At 32.2% G+C, this 16,355-nt stretch carries 15 protein-coding genes; all 15 read right to left on the reverse strand.

What is annotated here, in order from left to right:
* Position 1 precedes the first annotated feature (1 nt).
* The 15 genes from ACQKII_RS02015 to ACQKII_RS02085 all read right to left on the reverse strand — a co-directional run bounded on the left by ACQKII_RS02015 (position 2) and on the right by ACQKII_RS02085 (position 15,885).
* Complete coding sequence (locus tag ACQKII_RS02015) at positions 2-727, reverse strand: SDR family NAD(P)-dependent oxidoreductase (RefSeq protein ID WP_427455836.1); 726 nt, start codon at positions 725-727, stop codon at positions 2-4.
* A complete protein-coding gene (locus ACQKII_RS02020) occupies positions 724-1,971 on the reverse strand; it encodes a class I adenylate-forming enzyme family protein (protein WP_427455838.1) in 1,248 nt (415 codons plus the stop codon). The genes ACQKII_RS02015 and ACQKII_RS02020 overlap by 4 nt, the downstream gene beginning before the upstream one ends.
* Position 1,972: 1 nt before the next feature.
* Positions 1,973-2,197 carry a phosphopantetheine-binding protein gene (locus ACQKII_RS02025; RefSeq protein WP_427455840.1) on the reverse strand — a complete coding sequence of 75 codons (225 nt, stop codon included), beginning with the start codon at positions 2,195-2,197 and terminating at the stop codon, positions 1,973-1,975.
* Between the two features lie 24 nt (positions 2,198-2,221).
* Positions 2,222-2,758, reverse strand: coding sequence for a UDP-4-amino-4,6-dideoxy-N-acetyl-beta-L-altrosamine N-acetyltransferase (pseH, locus tag ACQKII_RS02030; RefSeq protein ID WP_427455842.1), 537 nt, complete (start codon positions 2,756-2,758; stop codon positions 2,222-2,224).
* Between the two features lie 145 nt (positions 2,759-2,903).
* Positions 2,904-4,259 (reverse strand): sugar phosphate nucleotidyltransferase, encoded by a 1,356-nt coding sequence (locus ACQKII_RS02035; RefSeq protein WP_427455844.1) that lies wholly within the window; start codon positions 4,257-4,259, stop codon positions 2,904-2,906.
* Positions 4,260-4,277: 18 nt separating this feature from the next.
* Entirely contained in the window at positions 4,278-5,447 is a 1,170-nt protein-coding gene (locus ACQKII_RS02040; protein WP_427455846.1) for a glycosyltransferase, read from the reverse strand.
* An 18-nt stretch (positions 5,448-5,465) separates the two neighbouring features.
* Positions 5,466-6,608 carry a glycosyltransferase gene (locus tag ACQKII_RS02045; RefSeq protein ID WP_427455848.1) on the reverse strand — a complete coding sequence of 381 codons (1,143 nt, stop codon included), beginning with the start codon at positions 6,606-6,608 and terminating at the stop codon, positions 5,466-5,468.
* A gap of 14 nt (positions 6,609-6,622) precedes the next feature.
* Positions 6,623-7,678, reverse strand: coding sequence for a glycosyltransferase family 2 protein (locus tag ACQKII_RS02050; protein ID WP_427455919.1), 1,056 nt, complete (start codon positions 7,676-7,678; stop codon positions 6,623-6,625).
* A gap of 47 nt (positions 7,679-7,725) precedes the next feature.
* Complete coding sequence (locus ACQKII_RS02055) at positions 7,726-8,862, reverse strand: FkbM family methyltransferase (protein ID WP_427455850.1); 1,137 nt, start codon at positions 8,860-8,862, stop codon at positions 7,726-7,728.
* A gap of 63 nt (positions 8,863-8,925) precedes the next feature.
* Positions 8,926-10,017, reverse strand: a complete 1,092-nt coding sequence (locus ACQKII_RS02060; protein WP_427455852.1) for a glycosyltransferase — start codon at positions 10,015-10,017, stop codon at positions 8,926-8,928.
* A complete protein-coding gene (locus ACQKII_RS02065; protein WP_427455854.1) occupies positions 10,014-10,958 on the reverse strand; it encodes a GDP-L-fucose synthase family protein in 945 nt (314 codons plus the stop codon). Before ACQKII_RS02065 ends, ACQKII_RS02060 begins: the two co-directional genes overlap by 4 nt.
* A gap of 107 nt (positions 10,959-11,065) precedes the next feature.
* A complete protein-coding gene (gmd, locus tag ACQKII_RS02070; RefSeq protein WP_427455856.1) occupies positions 11,066-12,088 on the reverse strand; it encodes a GDP-mannose 4,6-dehydratase in 1,023 nt (340 codons plus the stop codon).
* 6 nt (positions 12,089-12,094) lie between these two features.
* Positions 12,095-13,063 carry a LicD family protein gene (locus ACQKII_RS02075; RefSeq protein WP_427455858.1) on the reverse strand — a complete coding sequence of 323 codons (969 nt, stop codon included), beginning with the start codon at positions 13,061-13,063 and terminating at the stop codon, positions 12,095-12,097.
* Positions 13,064-13,095: 32 nt separating this feature from the next.
* Positions 13,096-13,746 (reverse strand): class I SAM-dependent methyltransferase, encoded by a 651-nt coding sequence (locus ACQKII_RS02080; protein WP_427455860.1) that lies wholly within the window; start codon positions 13,744-13,746, stop codon positions 13,096-13,098.
* 147 nt (positions 13,747-13,893) lie between these two features.
* Entirely contained in the window at positions 13,894-15,885 is a 1,992-nt protein-coding gene (locus ACQKII_RS02085) for a hypothetical protein (RefSeq protein WP_427455862.1), read from the reverse strand.
* Positions 15,886-16,355: the final 470 nt, after the last annotated feature.

Below are 16,355 nucleotides of genomic sequence, written 5' to 3' on the forward strand. Positions count from 1 at the left end.
ATTATATTGTTCCATTATCAACATGAACAACTGTACCTGTAATCGACTTTGCTTGATCTGAAAGTAAGAAAAGTACTGTACTCGCTACACTTGATATATCCGTTTCCTTTTTCAAAGATGTTCTTTGGTAAATACGTGCTTTTTGGTCTTCTGTCAATGTTGTACTCATACTTGTTTCCATAAAACCTGGTACAACACAGTTAGAACGGATTCCTTTGCTGCCCCATTCTCTAGCCGTATTTTTAGAAAATGCCTCTATTGCTCCCTTTGTTGCCGCATACATGCTCAAGCCTTTATATCCTGTATGAGCACTGATAGAGGATATATGCACAATGGAGCCTTGTGTTTTATGCAATAACATATCTCTAATCGCATATTTCGATAAGTGCATAGCTGCAAATACATTCACTTGGAACATTGTCTGCAATTGTTGTACATTCAGGTTAGAAACAATATCGTCATAGGCCATTGCTGAATTATTAACAAGTCCGTAGATTGGTCCTATTTTACGAATCTTTTCCCTATATAATGGCTTTATACCATCCACATCTGTTAAATCATAAGAAAGTGGTTTGAAACGGTCTGGGTATTTTGTTAACAGCTCACCAGCAGCTTCTTCACTTGAACGACTAATGCCAATAACGCCAAAATCTGTTTCAGCTAGTATCTGATGTACAATTTCTCTTCCAACACCTCTTGAATCGCCCGTCACAATAATCCACTTCATGTTCTGACCTTCTTTCCAGTTCGTGTACTAGGTAGTTCGTCTACGAACTTAATAATGCGAGGCACTTTCCATTCTTGTAAATGAGTAGCTGCAAATTGTTTTAGTTCTCTTTTCAGCTCTTTTTCATCCGCATCATCACCTTTTATAACATCCGCGACAAGCAGTTCCCCTGTAACACTATTTTTTTTAGATTTCACAACAATATCGATAACACCTGGTACTTGAACAAGTAAATTTTCCACTTCAAGCGGATTTACTTTGTAGCCCCCTACATTGATCATATCCGATTGACGTGAGAGAAATTTAAAATGTGTTTCGTCAACCATTTCTACCAAGTCTCCTGTATGAAACCATTCATCCTCTAATGATAGTGAAGCTGAATGACCAAGCAAAGAACAATGTATACATAATTCCTGTTGTGTTGTAATTTTCACCCATCGCCGATGTTCTTCCCTAATTTCAAACGTATCGCTTTGTGCTGTGAATAGACTCCCTGCCTCCGTCGATGCATAAATATTTATCATTTTTGCATTAGGAAAAACATCCTTTAACTTATCTTCTAAAAACAAATCAAATTTTTCCCCGCCAAATGTTACTTTTTTAACTTTCGAATACGTATTTCCTTGCAAATAAGGAAGAGCATTTCTATAAAACGTTGCTGTGGCAGAAATATTAGTTACCTCATAGTCCTCTATCAATTCAGATACCCTTTTCATGGACTCCCCAAAAACATAAATCAACGTATTTTGATTGAGAAATGCTTGAAAAAATACTTGTAACCCAGCCATATGAGTTGGATTATAAGCAAAAGCCCAAACATCATTGTCAAACTTCCTATGCAACTTTACGTTTCTAGTTAGTGTATGGAAAGAATGGCTCATCTTTTTAGGACGCCCTGTCGTACCAGATGTATAAAGAGTTAATTGCCAGTTTTCTATATCTTTTATTCGTTGCATAACCTCATCTATCTTCTGAAAATTAAATCGTTCTTTTAGTTTTGTCGTCAATGTTAATGCATTAACATTACTACCCAATTCAATTATCTCTTTATCAGAAAAATCCCCATCTAACACTTCAATTGGATAGTCAAAAAGCAAACTATGAATAATCCCTAAAAAAACATCGTATGGGTGATTGTCCTTCACATATAGATAAGGAGATTCATTTTCCTTGTTGTTCAAATCCAATAGCAATTTCTGATAGGTATAGGCAATCTCATTATGTACTAAAAAAATCTTCTCCATGTTATACGCCTTCGATTTTAGCAATGATTTCACCAATTGTTTGAACAATACCGTCTTCGAAAATATCTACATCAAACTCATCTTCAATTCGAACTGTTAATTCCGCTAACATGAAAGAATCTAAAGTTAAATCCTCTCTTAAATCCATAGAGGCTTCCAAAGATTCAATATACTCATGCCCCGCTTCTTCTCGCATTTCATTAATGATTAATAGTAATTTATTCATGTACTTATTCTCCAATTCTAAGTTTCACTTTTCAAATTCACATACATACTTTTGGAACTTATTTAGCTTTAGCCAATCTTCCTTTAAAAGCTCCAATAAATTTAAATCCATGTATGAACCATTTTTAAAAATATGATCTTTATATACGCCGACCATTCGATAACCATGCAAAAAATTCAACTTGATGACATTACTATTCCCTTCTATCACTTCTGCAGTGATTTTGTGAAAGTCATAGGTTGAAAATATATAATTATAAAAGTAAGGGGGGATAATACCTCCATATAAGCGATACTTTTCTTCCCCTATATAGAAACCCCAACTCGTTCTTTTATTCACATGATCTATATTATTTAAAGAAATTACGCCTACTGGTTTTTCCTTTATTTCAATAATCCAATAAGCATCGGTTTCAGAATTTGAAATTCTTCTAAACCACTCTCTCTGTTTATTCATGTCTTTTTCAATATCTGTGTTCATAAATTTAGTGACATCTTCCTGCGTTCTCCATTCTAGAACTTGTTCAAGATGTTCTTCTCTAAGTTTAATAAAGCGAATCATTTAGAACCTCCGTAAATATTCGGTTTCTTACATATACTTATATTATTTTTATCGGTAAAATAATCATTTTCTCCATATCTTAAGCATAACAGAAAAAACGACTTTCAGTTGAATGTTGAAAGTCGTTTTTCTTTTTTGCTTTATATTAACGAATGGATTTCATTATCGCAGACCAATCTTTTTCTAGTCTCACAATATCTTCTTCTACTATAAGGTCACCCATTTGTACTTCAATTAGCTCTGTATCCGTCAATGCATAAAGACAATGCTTCGAGCCAAGTGGAATACTTAGTACATCTCCAGGTAAAACCATCTTTACTTCATCATCTAGAATAAAAATCGCATCTCCTGAAATAATGGTCCACACTTCAGATCGATAGTTATGATATTGATAACTTAAGTTTTTCCCTGCCTCAACACAAAGTCTTTTCGTTAAAATCTCGCGCCCATCTTTTCTCGTAACATCGAGCACTCGATACCAACCCCAACGACGTTCTTCATACATCGGTCTTGAAAATAAACCATCATGCAGCATATCTTTCATTCGTGAACTTGCTGGCTTATCGGTTACTAAAATACCATCCGCGCTAACTGCAACTACTGCATTGGAAATCCCAAGTACTTTAACAGGCAAATCAAGCTCATTTACGACATGTGTATTATGGCTATCCTCACTTAACCCACCATTTCCTATAACCTGTTGGGACATCTCTTCCGTTAATGTATTCCAAGTTCCTAAATCTTTCCAATAACCGTCATAGGTTAAAGCAGTTATTTTAGTTAGGTTTTCTACTATTTCATAATCAAAGCTATTTTTCGTCAATCTTGAAAAATGCTCTAGTAATTCTTCATATGAATTAGAAAATCCATCTTTGCTAAGTTTATTTAATAGTAACTTTAAAGGGAAAGCAAATACACCACTATTCCAATAAGCACCTTTACCTATTAATACTTCCGCAGCTTCTTCAGATGGCTTTTCAACAAAACGGGCAACTTGCATGTATTCTGTATATTGCTTTGGTATTAAATAGCCATATTTAGAGGAGGGGTACGTAGGTTTTATCCCTAATAAGCCAATATCAGCATTGGTTGTCATCACAAGCTGTTCAAGTTTCTTCACTTGTTGATAAAAAGCGACATCGACAAAAGCATCCACTGAAACGACCCCAACAACCTCATCTTCCTTCATCCCTAAAACCGAATAAAGGTACGTACATGCTAGTGCGATTGCTGGATATGTGTCACGTCTTTCCGGTTCTACGACAATTGGAATATCACCTAACTGATTGCGTAACATATCTACTTGCGCAGCATTCGTTGCCACAATCATATCTTGCACAGCAACAACCTTGGACAATTGACGATACACACGTTGCACCATCGACTCTAATTCGCCAGTTTGCTCGTTCTGTAACACTTTAAGAAACTGCTTTGCACGCGAATCATTAGATAGTGGCCATAGTCTTGTACCAGATCCACCTGAAAGTAGAATTAGTTTCACTTTCTTCACCACATTTCCTTAGTCTGTACTGTATGATAATAATACTGGTCTTAGTTCGCGCAAAGTAAATCTATAAAGTGATTTATCTGTTTCACCATTTTCTATCAGCATCTTATTATGTTGAGCATCTAAATAGCCTGGAAATAGCACCATAGCTTGTTCCATATTAGTAATTGCTTTTTCTTTATTGCCATTCATCGCATAAATAACACCCGAATTATTCAATGCTGCCCCGTGGGTTACATCTGCAACAAGTATTTTTTCATATTCAGCCAACGCCTCGTTGAATCGTTTATCTTCAATATAAACAATAGATTTCAAGAAACAATAGGTCACATAGTGCGATGAATCTTCTAAAACTCGAGTATTTTCTAACAATTTTTCGCATTGCTTCCACTGCTTATACCGAATTAAAAATAAAGCAAAATCTAAACTATTTTTCTCCATTGTATAACTTCGTTTATAAAGTTTTTCTTTAATATAATCCAAACCATATTGATCCATTATTAACTTTTCTGCATTATGTGAAGTACTCATACTAGAGGTAGTATTATTTGAATGACGTCGAATAAATGAAAGTGGTTTATTAATATATTCGATTGAATAATTGTTATCTAAAAGACGCACCCACAGATCAACATCTTCTACATACTTAATTTGCGTATTAAACCCATGCAATTCATGTAAACGCTTTTTATTCACTAATACACCTGAAGGAGAAATAATAGGATTTCTTATTAAAATATCGCAAAAGCCCTCTATCGCACTTAAGCGCTTACCGCTCAGTTGCGAAGAAATAACATGAGAATGTTCATCAATTTGATAATAAGCAGTATAAATTACTGAAATATCTTCTCTAACTTCATTTATTTTAGCTACATAAGTTTCAACTAGCACTTCAGAACATTCATCGTCAGCATCTAAAAATAAGATCCAATCACCAGTCGCCTCATGAATGCCTTGATTTCTTGCACTAGATGCACCCTGATTTACTTTTTGTTCTACTAATTTAATGGTACTGTGCTCTTTCAATAAATCTTTTACAACTTCACATGTTTGGTCTGAACTACAGTCATCGATAATAATGATTTCATCGATTTTTACAGTTTGATTCAATATACACATAATTGACTTTTCAATAAACTTCTCTGCATTAAAGGTTGGTATAACAACTGAAATACTATGCATATAAACCTCTTTCGTTTTTTAATATAATATTTTCTTTTTATAGGGTGAGATGAAATTTTTCCCTTCATTCAAAGCATATTTTTTTAATTCATCTGCTATATTTTCATATGCATGGTATGGGGAAACTAGTATTTTTATATTATCTGAAAAAACAATGTCCTCTGGTGAATGCACCTTCTGTCCCATTATCATTTGACCTTGCTTTTTTTGATCATTATCAATAAACCCAATTATACTAAATTTGCGATTTCTTAAAGCATGATATACACTTTGTCCAGCTTCTCCAGCTCCCCAAATCCAATATTCGAATGTTTTATTTGCTTCATCTATAAAAAAGGAATTTATTTCATTCATATCTATCATCTCAAAGAAAATAGTATTTTCTAAAAACGATTGTTCAGTAAATTCTATTGTCATTAAGTTATTATTTTCTGCTATTTTATTATAGTATTCAAATAACTCTTTTAAGTATTTTTGATGCGTTGAAAAATCACCTATACCTCCGAAATTATTATTTCCATGCTGTCTATAACAAGTTAATGGTTCGTATAAATTTATGATTTTTGTTGTAATAGATCCTAATAACATCAACCTCGTATCTGCCCATAGATTTGTTGCTTCGTCCTCCTTGAGAGGCAATGCCTTATCTAAAAAAGTTTTTTTAAAGGCTAAACCACTTGTTGGAACAAATAAGTGAGAGAGACTACTGTTAGTTAAAATATAATCTTTATGATTACCTACTTTTTTCAAAATGGGTACAATAGAATTACGTGCTTTTCCTTTACGATCTACCTCTTCTAAAAGATGTTGAACTATTTCAATTTCAGAATTCTCTTTAAAAACATTGACAACTTTTTCAACTTTGTCTTTTTTAAAATAATCATCACTATCCAATAAAAGAATAATATCGCCTTTTGCCTCTAAAAATGCCCTATAAATAGCATTCATTTGATTTATGTTAGGTGACTTTCCATAATTCTCTTTAGCGATCAAAGTTATTTTATCTTTGTATTCTTTTAATAGTGTCAGAGAATCATCTCTAGACCCATCATCATAAACAACTATTTCAATATTAGAATATGATTGATTAACTACAGAATCAATGCATTCCTTCAAAAACTCCCCATAGTTATAATTATTTATCAATACAGAAACTAACATATATGTAGATCCTCCTAAAGTTTAGGTGCTAAAATTTCCTCTTCGTATATACCATTCTCTTGTAAATATTGTAGTATCTCAGATACTTGTGAGCTTGAAATTATTATCTTGTCATACTCATCTGAGTTATTAATTAAATATTCCAGGGATTTCACAGGTAGACCTAAGTAATTTTCTCTTTCATTCTTTACAAAGCTTCCTGAAAAACACACAATATCAATATAACTTTTCAGCTCTATATAAAATACTTTTGCCAATTCCCCCATACCATATAGAACATATCGCTTGTTTCCTTCAAACTCCATACTATCCAACATAAAATAGCCAATTGCCTCGGCTTCGCTATTTCTTTGTACTGTAGCTCTACCTTGCTTTTCTCTTTCTTCATTTAACTTATCTAATGTTATCTTATTGTATTCCAAAGAGCTTGTTTGGGAAGTAAACCAATGATTTTTGCCATGAGATCTGTAACATCCTAAAGGACTATCTATTGAAAAAATCTCATGATTATTCAAAAACATAACTTTGACATATAAATCCGCACAAATTTTGTACTCTTTCTCCGGTATTGGAAAAATCTCTTTTAAATATTCTTTTTTAAAGGATAGGCCTGACGTTGGAATAGTACCTAAAAAACCATAAAGTTCTAACCCTTTTTTTTGTTTTACTACCTGATCTTCTAATAACGCAAATTTCCATTGATTATTGATAAGTAAATTATGTTGAATGCCAGCATGATTTTTATGATACTCTACAATTTTTTCCAATTTATTTTCATACCAATAATCATCTGCATCTAAAAAAGCTATAATTTCTCCTGTTGCAGCTTCAAATCCAGCATTAAAAGCTGAACCTTGCCCCCCATTTTCTTGAAATATCGACTTGATTTCATTTGGATATTGAGATTGATAATGTTGAATAAACTCTCTTGATTGATCCGTCGATCCATCATCTACAATAATTAACTCAAAATGCTTATATGTTTGGTTCATAACGGATTCGATTGCTTCAACAATGTATTTTTCATAGTTATAATTTGTAATAATAATTGAAACTAATGCTTTGATAATTCATTCACCTACCTTAATTCATCTAATTGAGTATTTTGGACTATCCATTACTCGCATGCCGCATACAATACAGTCTCTAAAAAGCAATCAGTATGGTGGCCTAAATAAAATTTATATCCTAAATCTTTAAATTGTTCATTTAAGTATAATGGAATTTCTATTAAATCTTCCGGCTTATGATACAAACAAATCTGTAATCGTGGACGAAACCTTCTAATAGATTGATAAGCACCCTTTAGTGCATCCAATTCAGAACCTTCTATATCAAGTTTTATTAAATCTACTGATTGTAACCCATTCTCCAAAACAAATTCATCTATTGTAGTAACTTTAACCTTCTCAGCTCCTTTGTCCAAAATAGTGTATCCTGGATTTACGCTTCCTTCAATTGTGTCCATATATAATTCATTGCTTTCTATTCCAAGCCCAGCCTGTATAGGAATAACATTAGTCAGTTTATTTTCTTTTATTGTGTCATGTAATCTCATAAAGTTATTCTTTGATGGTTCAAAAGAATAAATCTTACAATTTGAACTTAAATAATCATTGAATGGTTTTGCAGTATCTCCAATGAATGCTCCACCATCAATAATTATATCTCCTTGTTTCGGTAAAATAACGGGATGATAATATTGTGAAAATGGAGAGTTAAGCAAACATGAAGGATTTCCTGTTACACGATAGGCTAATAACTGTTCAAAAGTCTGTTTCGAATCATTATCAAACCATAAATCATGCAACTTATTAAAATTCTCTAACTTTTCATAGAAATATTCCTCAAATGATTGAGCATAATTTCGAAGCTTATAATGTATTTGATAATATGTAACAAAATCAATAACGATGCTTCTATTGATTCCCATTGATATGAGTTGCTCTTTTATTTCAGAATGCCAAGTACTGCAAATGAGAACCAAAATTTTCTCATCATAAATTTCGAGTAGCCTCTGCGGTGAAATTACTGGAATATCATTAATTGTTTCCCCCCATTTTTTACTATCATTATCAATAAAATATAAAATTTTAAAACCTAATGAGTGGAAATTTTTAGCAAAGTCTTCACCATAACTGCCAGCTCCAAAAATTACAATTGAATCACTCGCTTGTATTTTAGGAATGTTTGTATTCAAATTAGTTTTTTCATTTTTCAATATAATATTTCTCACAGAATCTAATAGTGTCATACGAAGTCCTCTTCTCTTTACGATAATTCACTTGCGAATAAAAATTTTTTAATCGACTCTTTTTCAAACAAGCTCATGCCAAGTGCAAATTTTTAAATGTTTAAATCTTTGTTGCAATTGTTTTTTGATTGATTGTGCTACATCAAATCTTTCAATTGAAATTATAATCACATCTACCCCTGCTTCATTCAATATACTTGGTGAATTAATCGGTATATCGTGTAATAGCTGATTATGCATTCTTTCATCATTATCGAGGAAGCATACTACCTCTAACCCTTTTCCCCTCAAATCATGATAGAGATATGTAGCGTTTTTCTTCGTGCCAAATATCACAATCCTGAGATTATTCAAGTTCTCAAGACGCTTTTTTTCAAAAATAAAACTTTCCAACCATAGCTGGTAGGTACTATTGATATGAGATGTTTCGAAGTTCTCTAAACTGTACTTTACATAATCCGGTATATTACCAAAGTGATTGAAATGAATTATCGCATTCTCATAATGCATGTTTTTTTCATGTTGAAGGGAACTACTTAAACCACCTAATCTAAAGTGTGCAACTTCAATTGGAACGTATTCAATATACTCTTCATACTTTTTAAAAGTCTTTATTGTAAAATCAACATCCGCTAAAATTTTATATGCTAAATTAAATCCTTCAAACTCATTAAAAAGTTCCCTACGAGTAAATACAGATTGATGTGGACACATCTGTCCTTTTTCAAAATCCCTTAGTGACAAGCTTTGCCCTCTATAATGCCAATGTCCTGTAATTTCATCAATAGCTTTTACATTCCCATGTAGTAACATTACATGGGAATGGTTAACTAAATATAATGCAATTCTTTCAATAATAGCGTTTGTTGAAAAGTAATCATCCGCATTCATAAAATTTATAAAATCACCTGTTGCTAGCCCAACACCTTTATTAAACGCATCATATACTCCTTTGTCCGACTCAGAGACTACTACATCTATTTTGTCCCGATACTTCTCCACAATCTCCATCGTCCCATCAGTGGATGCTCCATCAATAATAATATACTCAATGTTTTTATAGGTTTGCCCTAGTACACTTTGAATCGTTTGCTCAATAGTATTTTCTGCATTATAACAAGCTGTTATTATACTAATTTTCTGTCCATTATTCATGACTTTATGACATTATCAAGATACCAATTATATGCATTTTGAACTCCTTCCTTCAATTCTATTGAATGTTTCCAACCAAGATTATGTAATTTAGATACATCTGTTAACTTTCTTGGTGTGCCATCCGGCTTACTAATGTCAAATACTAGCTTACCTTCATATCCAATTACATCACATAATAGTAGTGCTAATTGCTCTATCGACACTTCTTTTCCCGTACCAATATTAACAAATTCTCCAACCTGCTCAGCATCGCAGTGTTCCATTAAATAGACACACGCATCTGCTAAATCATCCGCATGTAAAAATTCACGAAGCGGCCCGCCAGACCCCCAAACAGAAACTGTCGATTCCTTATTCACTTTTGCTTCATGAATTTTCCTTATAAGTGCGGGTAATACATGTGAACTTTGCAAATCAAAATTATCATGCGGTCCATATAAATTGGTTGGCATCACACTAATAAAATTGGTTTCATATTCTTTGTTATAAGCACTACACATTTTAATGCCTGCAATTTTAGCTATTGCGTATGCCTCGTTTGTAGATTCTAATTCACCTGTCAGTAAATACTCTTCTTTTAGCGGCTGTGGCGCCATTTTCGGATAAATACATGTACTTCCTAAAAACAAAAGTTTTTCCACCTTAGATTGACGTGCTGTTTCAATGATATTAGATTGAATCATTAAATTATCATATAAAAATTGTCCTGGGTATGTTGAGTTTGCTAAAATCCCACCGACTTTCGCAGCTGCTAAAAATACATACTCTGGCTGTTCCTCTGCAAAAAATACCTCTACTTCTACCTGCTTACGCAAATCTAATTCTTTACTTGTTCTAGTTATAATATTTAAATACCCAAATGCTCTCAGTTTTCGAACTATCGCAGAACCAACTAATCCCCTATGTCCTGCAACATAAATTTTTGATTGTTTATCCATTGCATACTCACCTTTTATTTCAATCTATTATTATTATCGGCAAATTACCATCAAACTACATTAAGAAGCGACAAAGGTATCTACTATTTTCCCTTCATCGCTTCGTTTTAGTTTTCTATACTTTTCAAATCTTCTTGCACCATCATTTGTACTAATTGTTGGAAAGAAGTCTTGCATTCCCAACCAAGTTTTTCTTTTGCCTTTGTTGGATTTCCAAGTAATAATTCTACTTCAGTTGGGCGGAAAAATTGAAGGTCAACCGCTACAATAACTTGACCTGTTGCACGATTGATTCCTCTCTCATTAATACCTGCCCCTTGCCATTCAATATCAATACCTGCTTCGCTAAATGCGCACTCCACAAACTCACGAACAGTTCTAGTTTCTCCTGTTGCTATAACGAAGTCTTCTGGTTTTTCTTGTTGTAGCATCAACCACATAGCTTCAACATAATCTCCCGCAAATCCCCAATCACGTTTCGCATCAAGGTTGCCTAAATATAAGCACTCCTGATTACCGTGTTTGATATTCGCAACAGCGATCGTGATTTTTCTTGTCACAAATGTTTCTCCACGTAATGGTGATTCGTGATTAAATAAAATTCCGTTACATGCAAAAATATTATATGCCTCACGATAATTCACGGTTATCCAATACGCGTACATTTTTGCTGCGGCATAGGGGCTTCGTGGATAAAATGGCGTTGTTTCAGATTGTGGCGTTTCTTGAACCTTCCCATAAAGTTCACTGGTAGATGCTTGATACACTCTTGTTTTCTTCTTTAAACCTAAAATACGAATTGCTTCAAGTAATCGCAAAGTTCCCATTCCATCTGCATTCGCCGTATATTCTGGAGTATCAAAAGATACATGTACATGACTCATCGCAGCTAAATTATAAACCTCATCCGGCCTAATTTCAGACATCAAACGGATTATATTAGAAGAGTCTGTCATATCACCATAATGTAAAGTTAATCGATCATCCTTTAGAAACTCTTCTATCCGATCATAACGTTCTATAGATGAACGTCGAACAAGTCCATGTACCTGATATCCTTTATCTAGAAGGAACTTTGTTAGATAGGCACCATCTTGACCTGTGATTCCTGTGATTAGTGCACATCTCATAATTAATCACCTCATTCGGACTAAGTCATCCAGGATTTGTTCTAAAGATAAAACTTTTATATCACCATTTAAAATAACTATTTTATCGTAAATAATGTCAAAATCAAAAACCGGAGTCACTATCACGCAATCTATATTGCTACGTAATATAGTTTGAATAGAATCTGTTACTTGTATGTCTTCATACGTTTCTAATTTATTATTTTTATCAATAATCAGTTCGACTACTATTTTAGAATGCCTTAACGACTCTATCAATCTTTTTCCTAATTCTCCAATACCATAAATAGCTACTTTTCTATATTTATATTCATTTAAATATGCTCCTATATTTTTCCCTTCAAAAGTAACACTTAACCATTTATTTAAAATACCATTGTTACTACTATATATTTCCACCCTTCTATCTTCACCCTCTGCATGAGCATCTACTTTAGGTATTTTCCAATCCCCACCATAAAGTTCGGATAGTAACTTTTCGGAATTATTAGGAATATTGAATTTCCTATCAAGGAATTCTATTTCTTCGAATCGATTAAAAAATTCCCCATTAATGTAGAAACCTACACAAAACCATTTTGATTGATTACTAATATTTTTTTTCCTAAATAAATATAAATCAAGGTATTCATTATTACGCATTAAACTGATTAGAGTATCCCCTTCTTCCGTTCGTATTAATTGAAATCCTTTTTCTAGCAAAACCTTTACAACTTCAACAATTTTGTATTTATCTTTATAAAAAACACCCACATCTGTATCTTTATCATGTACAATAAAATCCTTTTCTCTTACTGCTCCTAGTAGTGTACCAAAGATTAACCAACAATCTATTTTAAAAGAATCTAGAGTTTCAACTACCGTCAATAGATTTTCTCTAGCTACATTTAAGTCCATAGAATGATTTATTCTTTGATTAAATTCATATTGTAAATATTCAGGATTATCACTAGAAATATCATTAGCAATTGTCATAATAATTCTTCCTTCTTTCCACTAATCTTTTGTTATCTAACATCAATAAAATATCTAGCTAAATAAGGATCTTCTGTTTTATATAGGGACATCCCAGTACCTTTTTGGAAAAAAGAAACCTCAAAACAATTATACTTTTTTAAGTTTTGTTCAAATTTATTAGTATCAATATATCGTCTATAATGATTATCATATATTTTTGTAGTCTGCTTATCTTCAATCGTTCGGAACTCTAATGCTATACAATCCCCTTTTTCGAGATATACTTCTAATGTATCCAAAAAAACCCTTTCGGTATCATCATTAATTGCATGTAAAAAAAATCTACTATAAATGAGTATTTTTTTATTTTGCATTTCCGCTATCTTTTTAATACTATTAATTAAAGAACTGAAATCCTTTACACATGAAACATCTATTGAAAAATATACTTCTTTGCTGTATTGTTTTAAAGAGTATTCATTATTTTTAGTAATCACAACTTCAGAACTATCTATCCCCCTTACCTCATATTTATTTTCTAAGAACGCTCTACTATCTCTCCCTGTCCCGCATCCTATATCAATAATTAAATACTCCAATCCAAATGAGCATTTTACTAGATTACAAAACGATGAAGGACCATAAAGTTCTTCTTTTCTATAGAATTCATCCCAGTAAATTTTATTCTCATTATATTCCATAGATATCTCCTATCTGCCTCTCATTCCTTCAAAAAAGGCTTAAATTCATCTTTTTTATATCGAAATCACATCACTACTTGTTTATCTTTTAAATACCAGTGACAATTTTCTTGTTTAAACTTTTGTTTAGCTAGAATAAAGTTTATACTACGGTTCTAAAAATCTATCTATAGTTCTCCTTAATTCAACATTTTCTAATATATCAAGATTGATAAGTTCACAATTTGTCTTTCTATCACTTAAAACATTCTCTACAAGTGGAAAGTAATACCCCATGTCATACAAATACCAGTGTAAAAAATTAAGGATTTTTTCCCTATTTATTATCATAAATCTAGTACCACTCGAATAATTTTCTATAATGGAAGCGTATTCCTCTTTACTTTCCACAATTTCACTTATACCATTTTCAGAACACACACCTTTCGCAGAGGATATTACAGGTATACCTAAGTAAGGCAACTCCACCGCTAAAAACCCGGAATACACCAGACCGACATCCATTATTTCATTTACTAAATCGTAAGTCACCAAATTCACTTTGGATTCCAATACCATCACGTTTTTATATTTACTAAGATCACCTAATTCTTTTTCTAGTAAATCTCTTACACTTTGTACTCCACTGAAAAGGGTTGCTTCTGCTGGATGACACCTGATGATTAATTTTGCATCTGATTTATTTTCAAATAGTTGAATTGAATAAATCAACCAATCAATAAGGCTGCTAAATGCTGTATTTCTTTCTTCTTCAGCACCATCCCATATTACATTTGGAAAAGCTATGAACAACTTTTTATTTTGTTTGAATTCAACAATAGACTTTAACAAAGTTGCTCTTTCATTATTATTTATATCTGCAAAATACTCACTAGTATCCACAGCAGCTAACTCAAATCTTTTTTTCATATACTGTTCAACTCTTTGTTGCTGCACTGCTTCCAATATTCTTCCTCTCATATTCTGCCACGTAGGACCTTCATTTAAAAATTGCAATGCTTTTCCTTCTTCAATTAACCAACTTTGATCTATGTAAGCATGGGAACCATACACTAGACATTTGTGTCCTTCATTGACTAAATATTCAAAGCATGGACCCCATGTAGAATAAATGGCATGACTAGTTACAAAAATATCAAAATTAATATTTTCATGAATATACATACCTAAATGCAAACTATGTGTAGCCTCCAATAATGCTCTTTTATAGTAATTTTTTATTTTTTCATCTTTAAAATCAATTTCGTCGGTTTCAGCAAACCTTTTAGTATAACTAAGCGCATGCTTTTCAGTAATATCCATTGATTGCGAAGTTATATTAAAATTTAATATCCTTGAAAAGTTTATAAACTCAAGGTTTTCATGCTTAAAAAAAATCTTAACATATAATTCATCTATAAATTGAGTTAGACAGGTAATAATTATATTACTTGGCGATGTATCAATATCTAATGAATTTATATAATCTATGTTTTTCTTTTCTTTCTTTATAATTTGCCCCATAGGGGAATTATCGTTAAAGTAATATTTTACCTTAGCACCATTTTTAGACAATATATAACTTAGAGCTAACTCAGGGAAGTATGGAAACAACCCGTTTATTACAATGTTTTTATTGCTATAGTTTCTTTCAGGAATATCGTATAAATAGATTAATTTATTGTAATCTTTTAATAAGATTCCTGTACTATAATATTTAATATACTCCCCATACCGATCTAATATGTCGTACTTCAAAATATTACCGATTGTATCATTTAATAAAACTAAGTTTCTCTCAAACAAATCCCCTTTATTTCCCAAATCCTTTATTTCTTTAATTAAAGAATCTTTAAGTGTTTTCGATAAAAAACTGTAATATTCAACTATTGTTTTATTTTCAAACCCCTTTTTCTTCCGATATAATCTCTTTATTTCCGTAATATAATTTGTACAAATAATTATTTTTAATTCGCCTTTATATTCATATAAGTATTCTGGGGTATGTATCTCCTTGCCTCTTATTAAACTTCCTCGTTTACCAATATCACTATCCACATAGAACAAAATTTTCTTTTCAAAAATAGGGTCGATTACTTGAACTTCTTTCAAAAACTTTTCAAATATTTCACCTGTACCCCAAATTACATAATTGCACATTTAATCTATCTCCCTTAACTAATTATATGAATATAGACAGGCTTTTTATTATAGAATTGGTTCCACTGCAATTCTTCAAATCCAATAGAATAAAATTCCTTAAATGATGGCTTTCAGAATATTTATTTCTTTAGTATTACGAATCAAGTTGAAACCGTAGGATTATGAATTTCATCAATTAATTACCATTTTTCTCAAATCAAACATTCAATCTGAAATTTCAAACCTAGTATATCTGACTCAATCGAATTACAATATAGTAAATAATTGTATTATTTCATAACTTCTCCTGATTTTAACTAAATATATTACCAACATTTATTTGAATTATAGATATTAATGAACCAGAAACTCCCTTAATTTTATTGACTCTACACCAAAGTCTGTACTTGACAGCACATTCCACTACAGGCGGACTCTTTCATGGGAGCGAACCACCTTGAGCCTCCTCGGGGCAACAGGATGTTGGT

This window comes from Lysinibacillus sp. NPDC048646 (assembly GCF_050272295.1).
In the GTDB taxonomy this organism is placed as follows: Bacteria; Bacillota; Bacilli; order Bacillales_A; family Planococcaceae; genus Lysinibacillus.

Coding starts and splice junctions, on each gene's coding strand:
- ACQKII_RS02080 (WP_427455860.1), bottom strand. CDS start 13,746: ATGGAATATAATGAGAATAAAATTTACTGGGATGAATTCTATAGAAAA.
- ACQKII_RS02020 (WP_427455838.1), bottom strand. CDS start 1,971: ATGGAGAAGATTTTTTTAGTACATAATGAGATTGCCTATACCTATCAG.
- ACQKII_RS02055 (WP_427455850.1), bottom strand. CDS start 8,862: ATGACACTATTAGATTCTGTGAGAAATATTATATTGAAAAATGAAAAA.
- ACQKII_RS02075 (WP_427455858.1), bottom strand. CDS start 13,063: ATGACAATTGCTAATGATATTTCTAGTGATAATCCTGAATATTTACAA.
- ACQKII_RS02085 (WP_427455862.1), bottom strand. CDS start 15,885: ATGTGCAATTATGTAATTTGGGGTACAGGTGAAATATTTGAAAAGTTT.
- ACQKII_RS02015 (WP_427455836.1), bottom strand. CDS start 727: ATGAAGTGGATTATTGTGACGGGCGATTCAAGAGGTGTTGGAAGAGAA.
- ACQKII_RS02045 (WP_427455848.1), bottom strand. CDS start 6,608: ATGTTAGTTTCTGTATTGATAAATAATTATAACTATGGGGAGTTTTTG.
- gmd (WP_427455856.1), bottom strand. CDS start 12,088: ATGAGATGTGCACTAATCACAGGAATCACAGGTCAAGATGGTGCCTAT.
- ACQKII_RS02065 (WP_427455854.1), bottom strand. CDS start 10,958: ATGGATAAACAATCAAAAATTTATGTTGCAGGACATAGGGGATTAGTT.
- pseH (WP_427455842.1), bottom strand. CDS start 2,758: ATGATTCGCTTTATTAAACTTAGAGAAGAACATCTTGAACAAGTTCTA.
- ACQKII_RS02060 (WP_427455852.1), bottom strand. CDS start 10,017: ATGAATAATGGACAGAAAATTAGTATAATAACAGCTTGTTATAATGCA.
- ACQKII_RS02025 (WP_427455840.1), bottom strand. CDS start 2,197: ATGAATAAATTACTATTAATCATTAATGAAATGCGAGAAGAAGCGGGG.
- ACQKII_RS02040 (WP_427455846.1), bottom strand. CDS start 5,447: ATGCATAGTATTTCAGTTGTTATACCAACCTTTAATGCAGAGAAGTTT.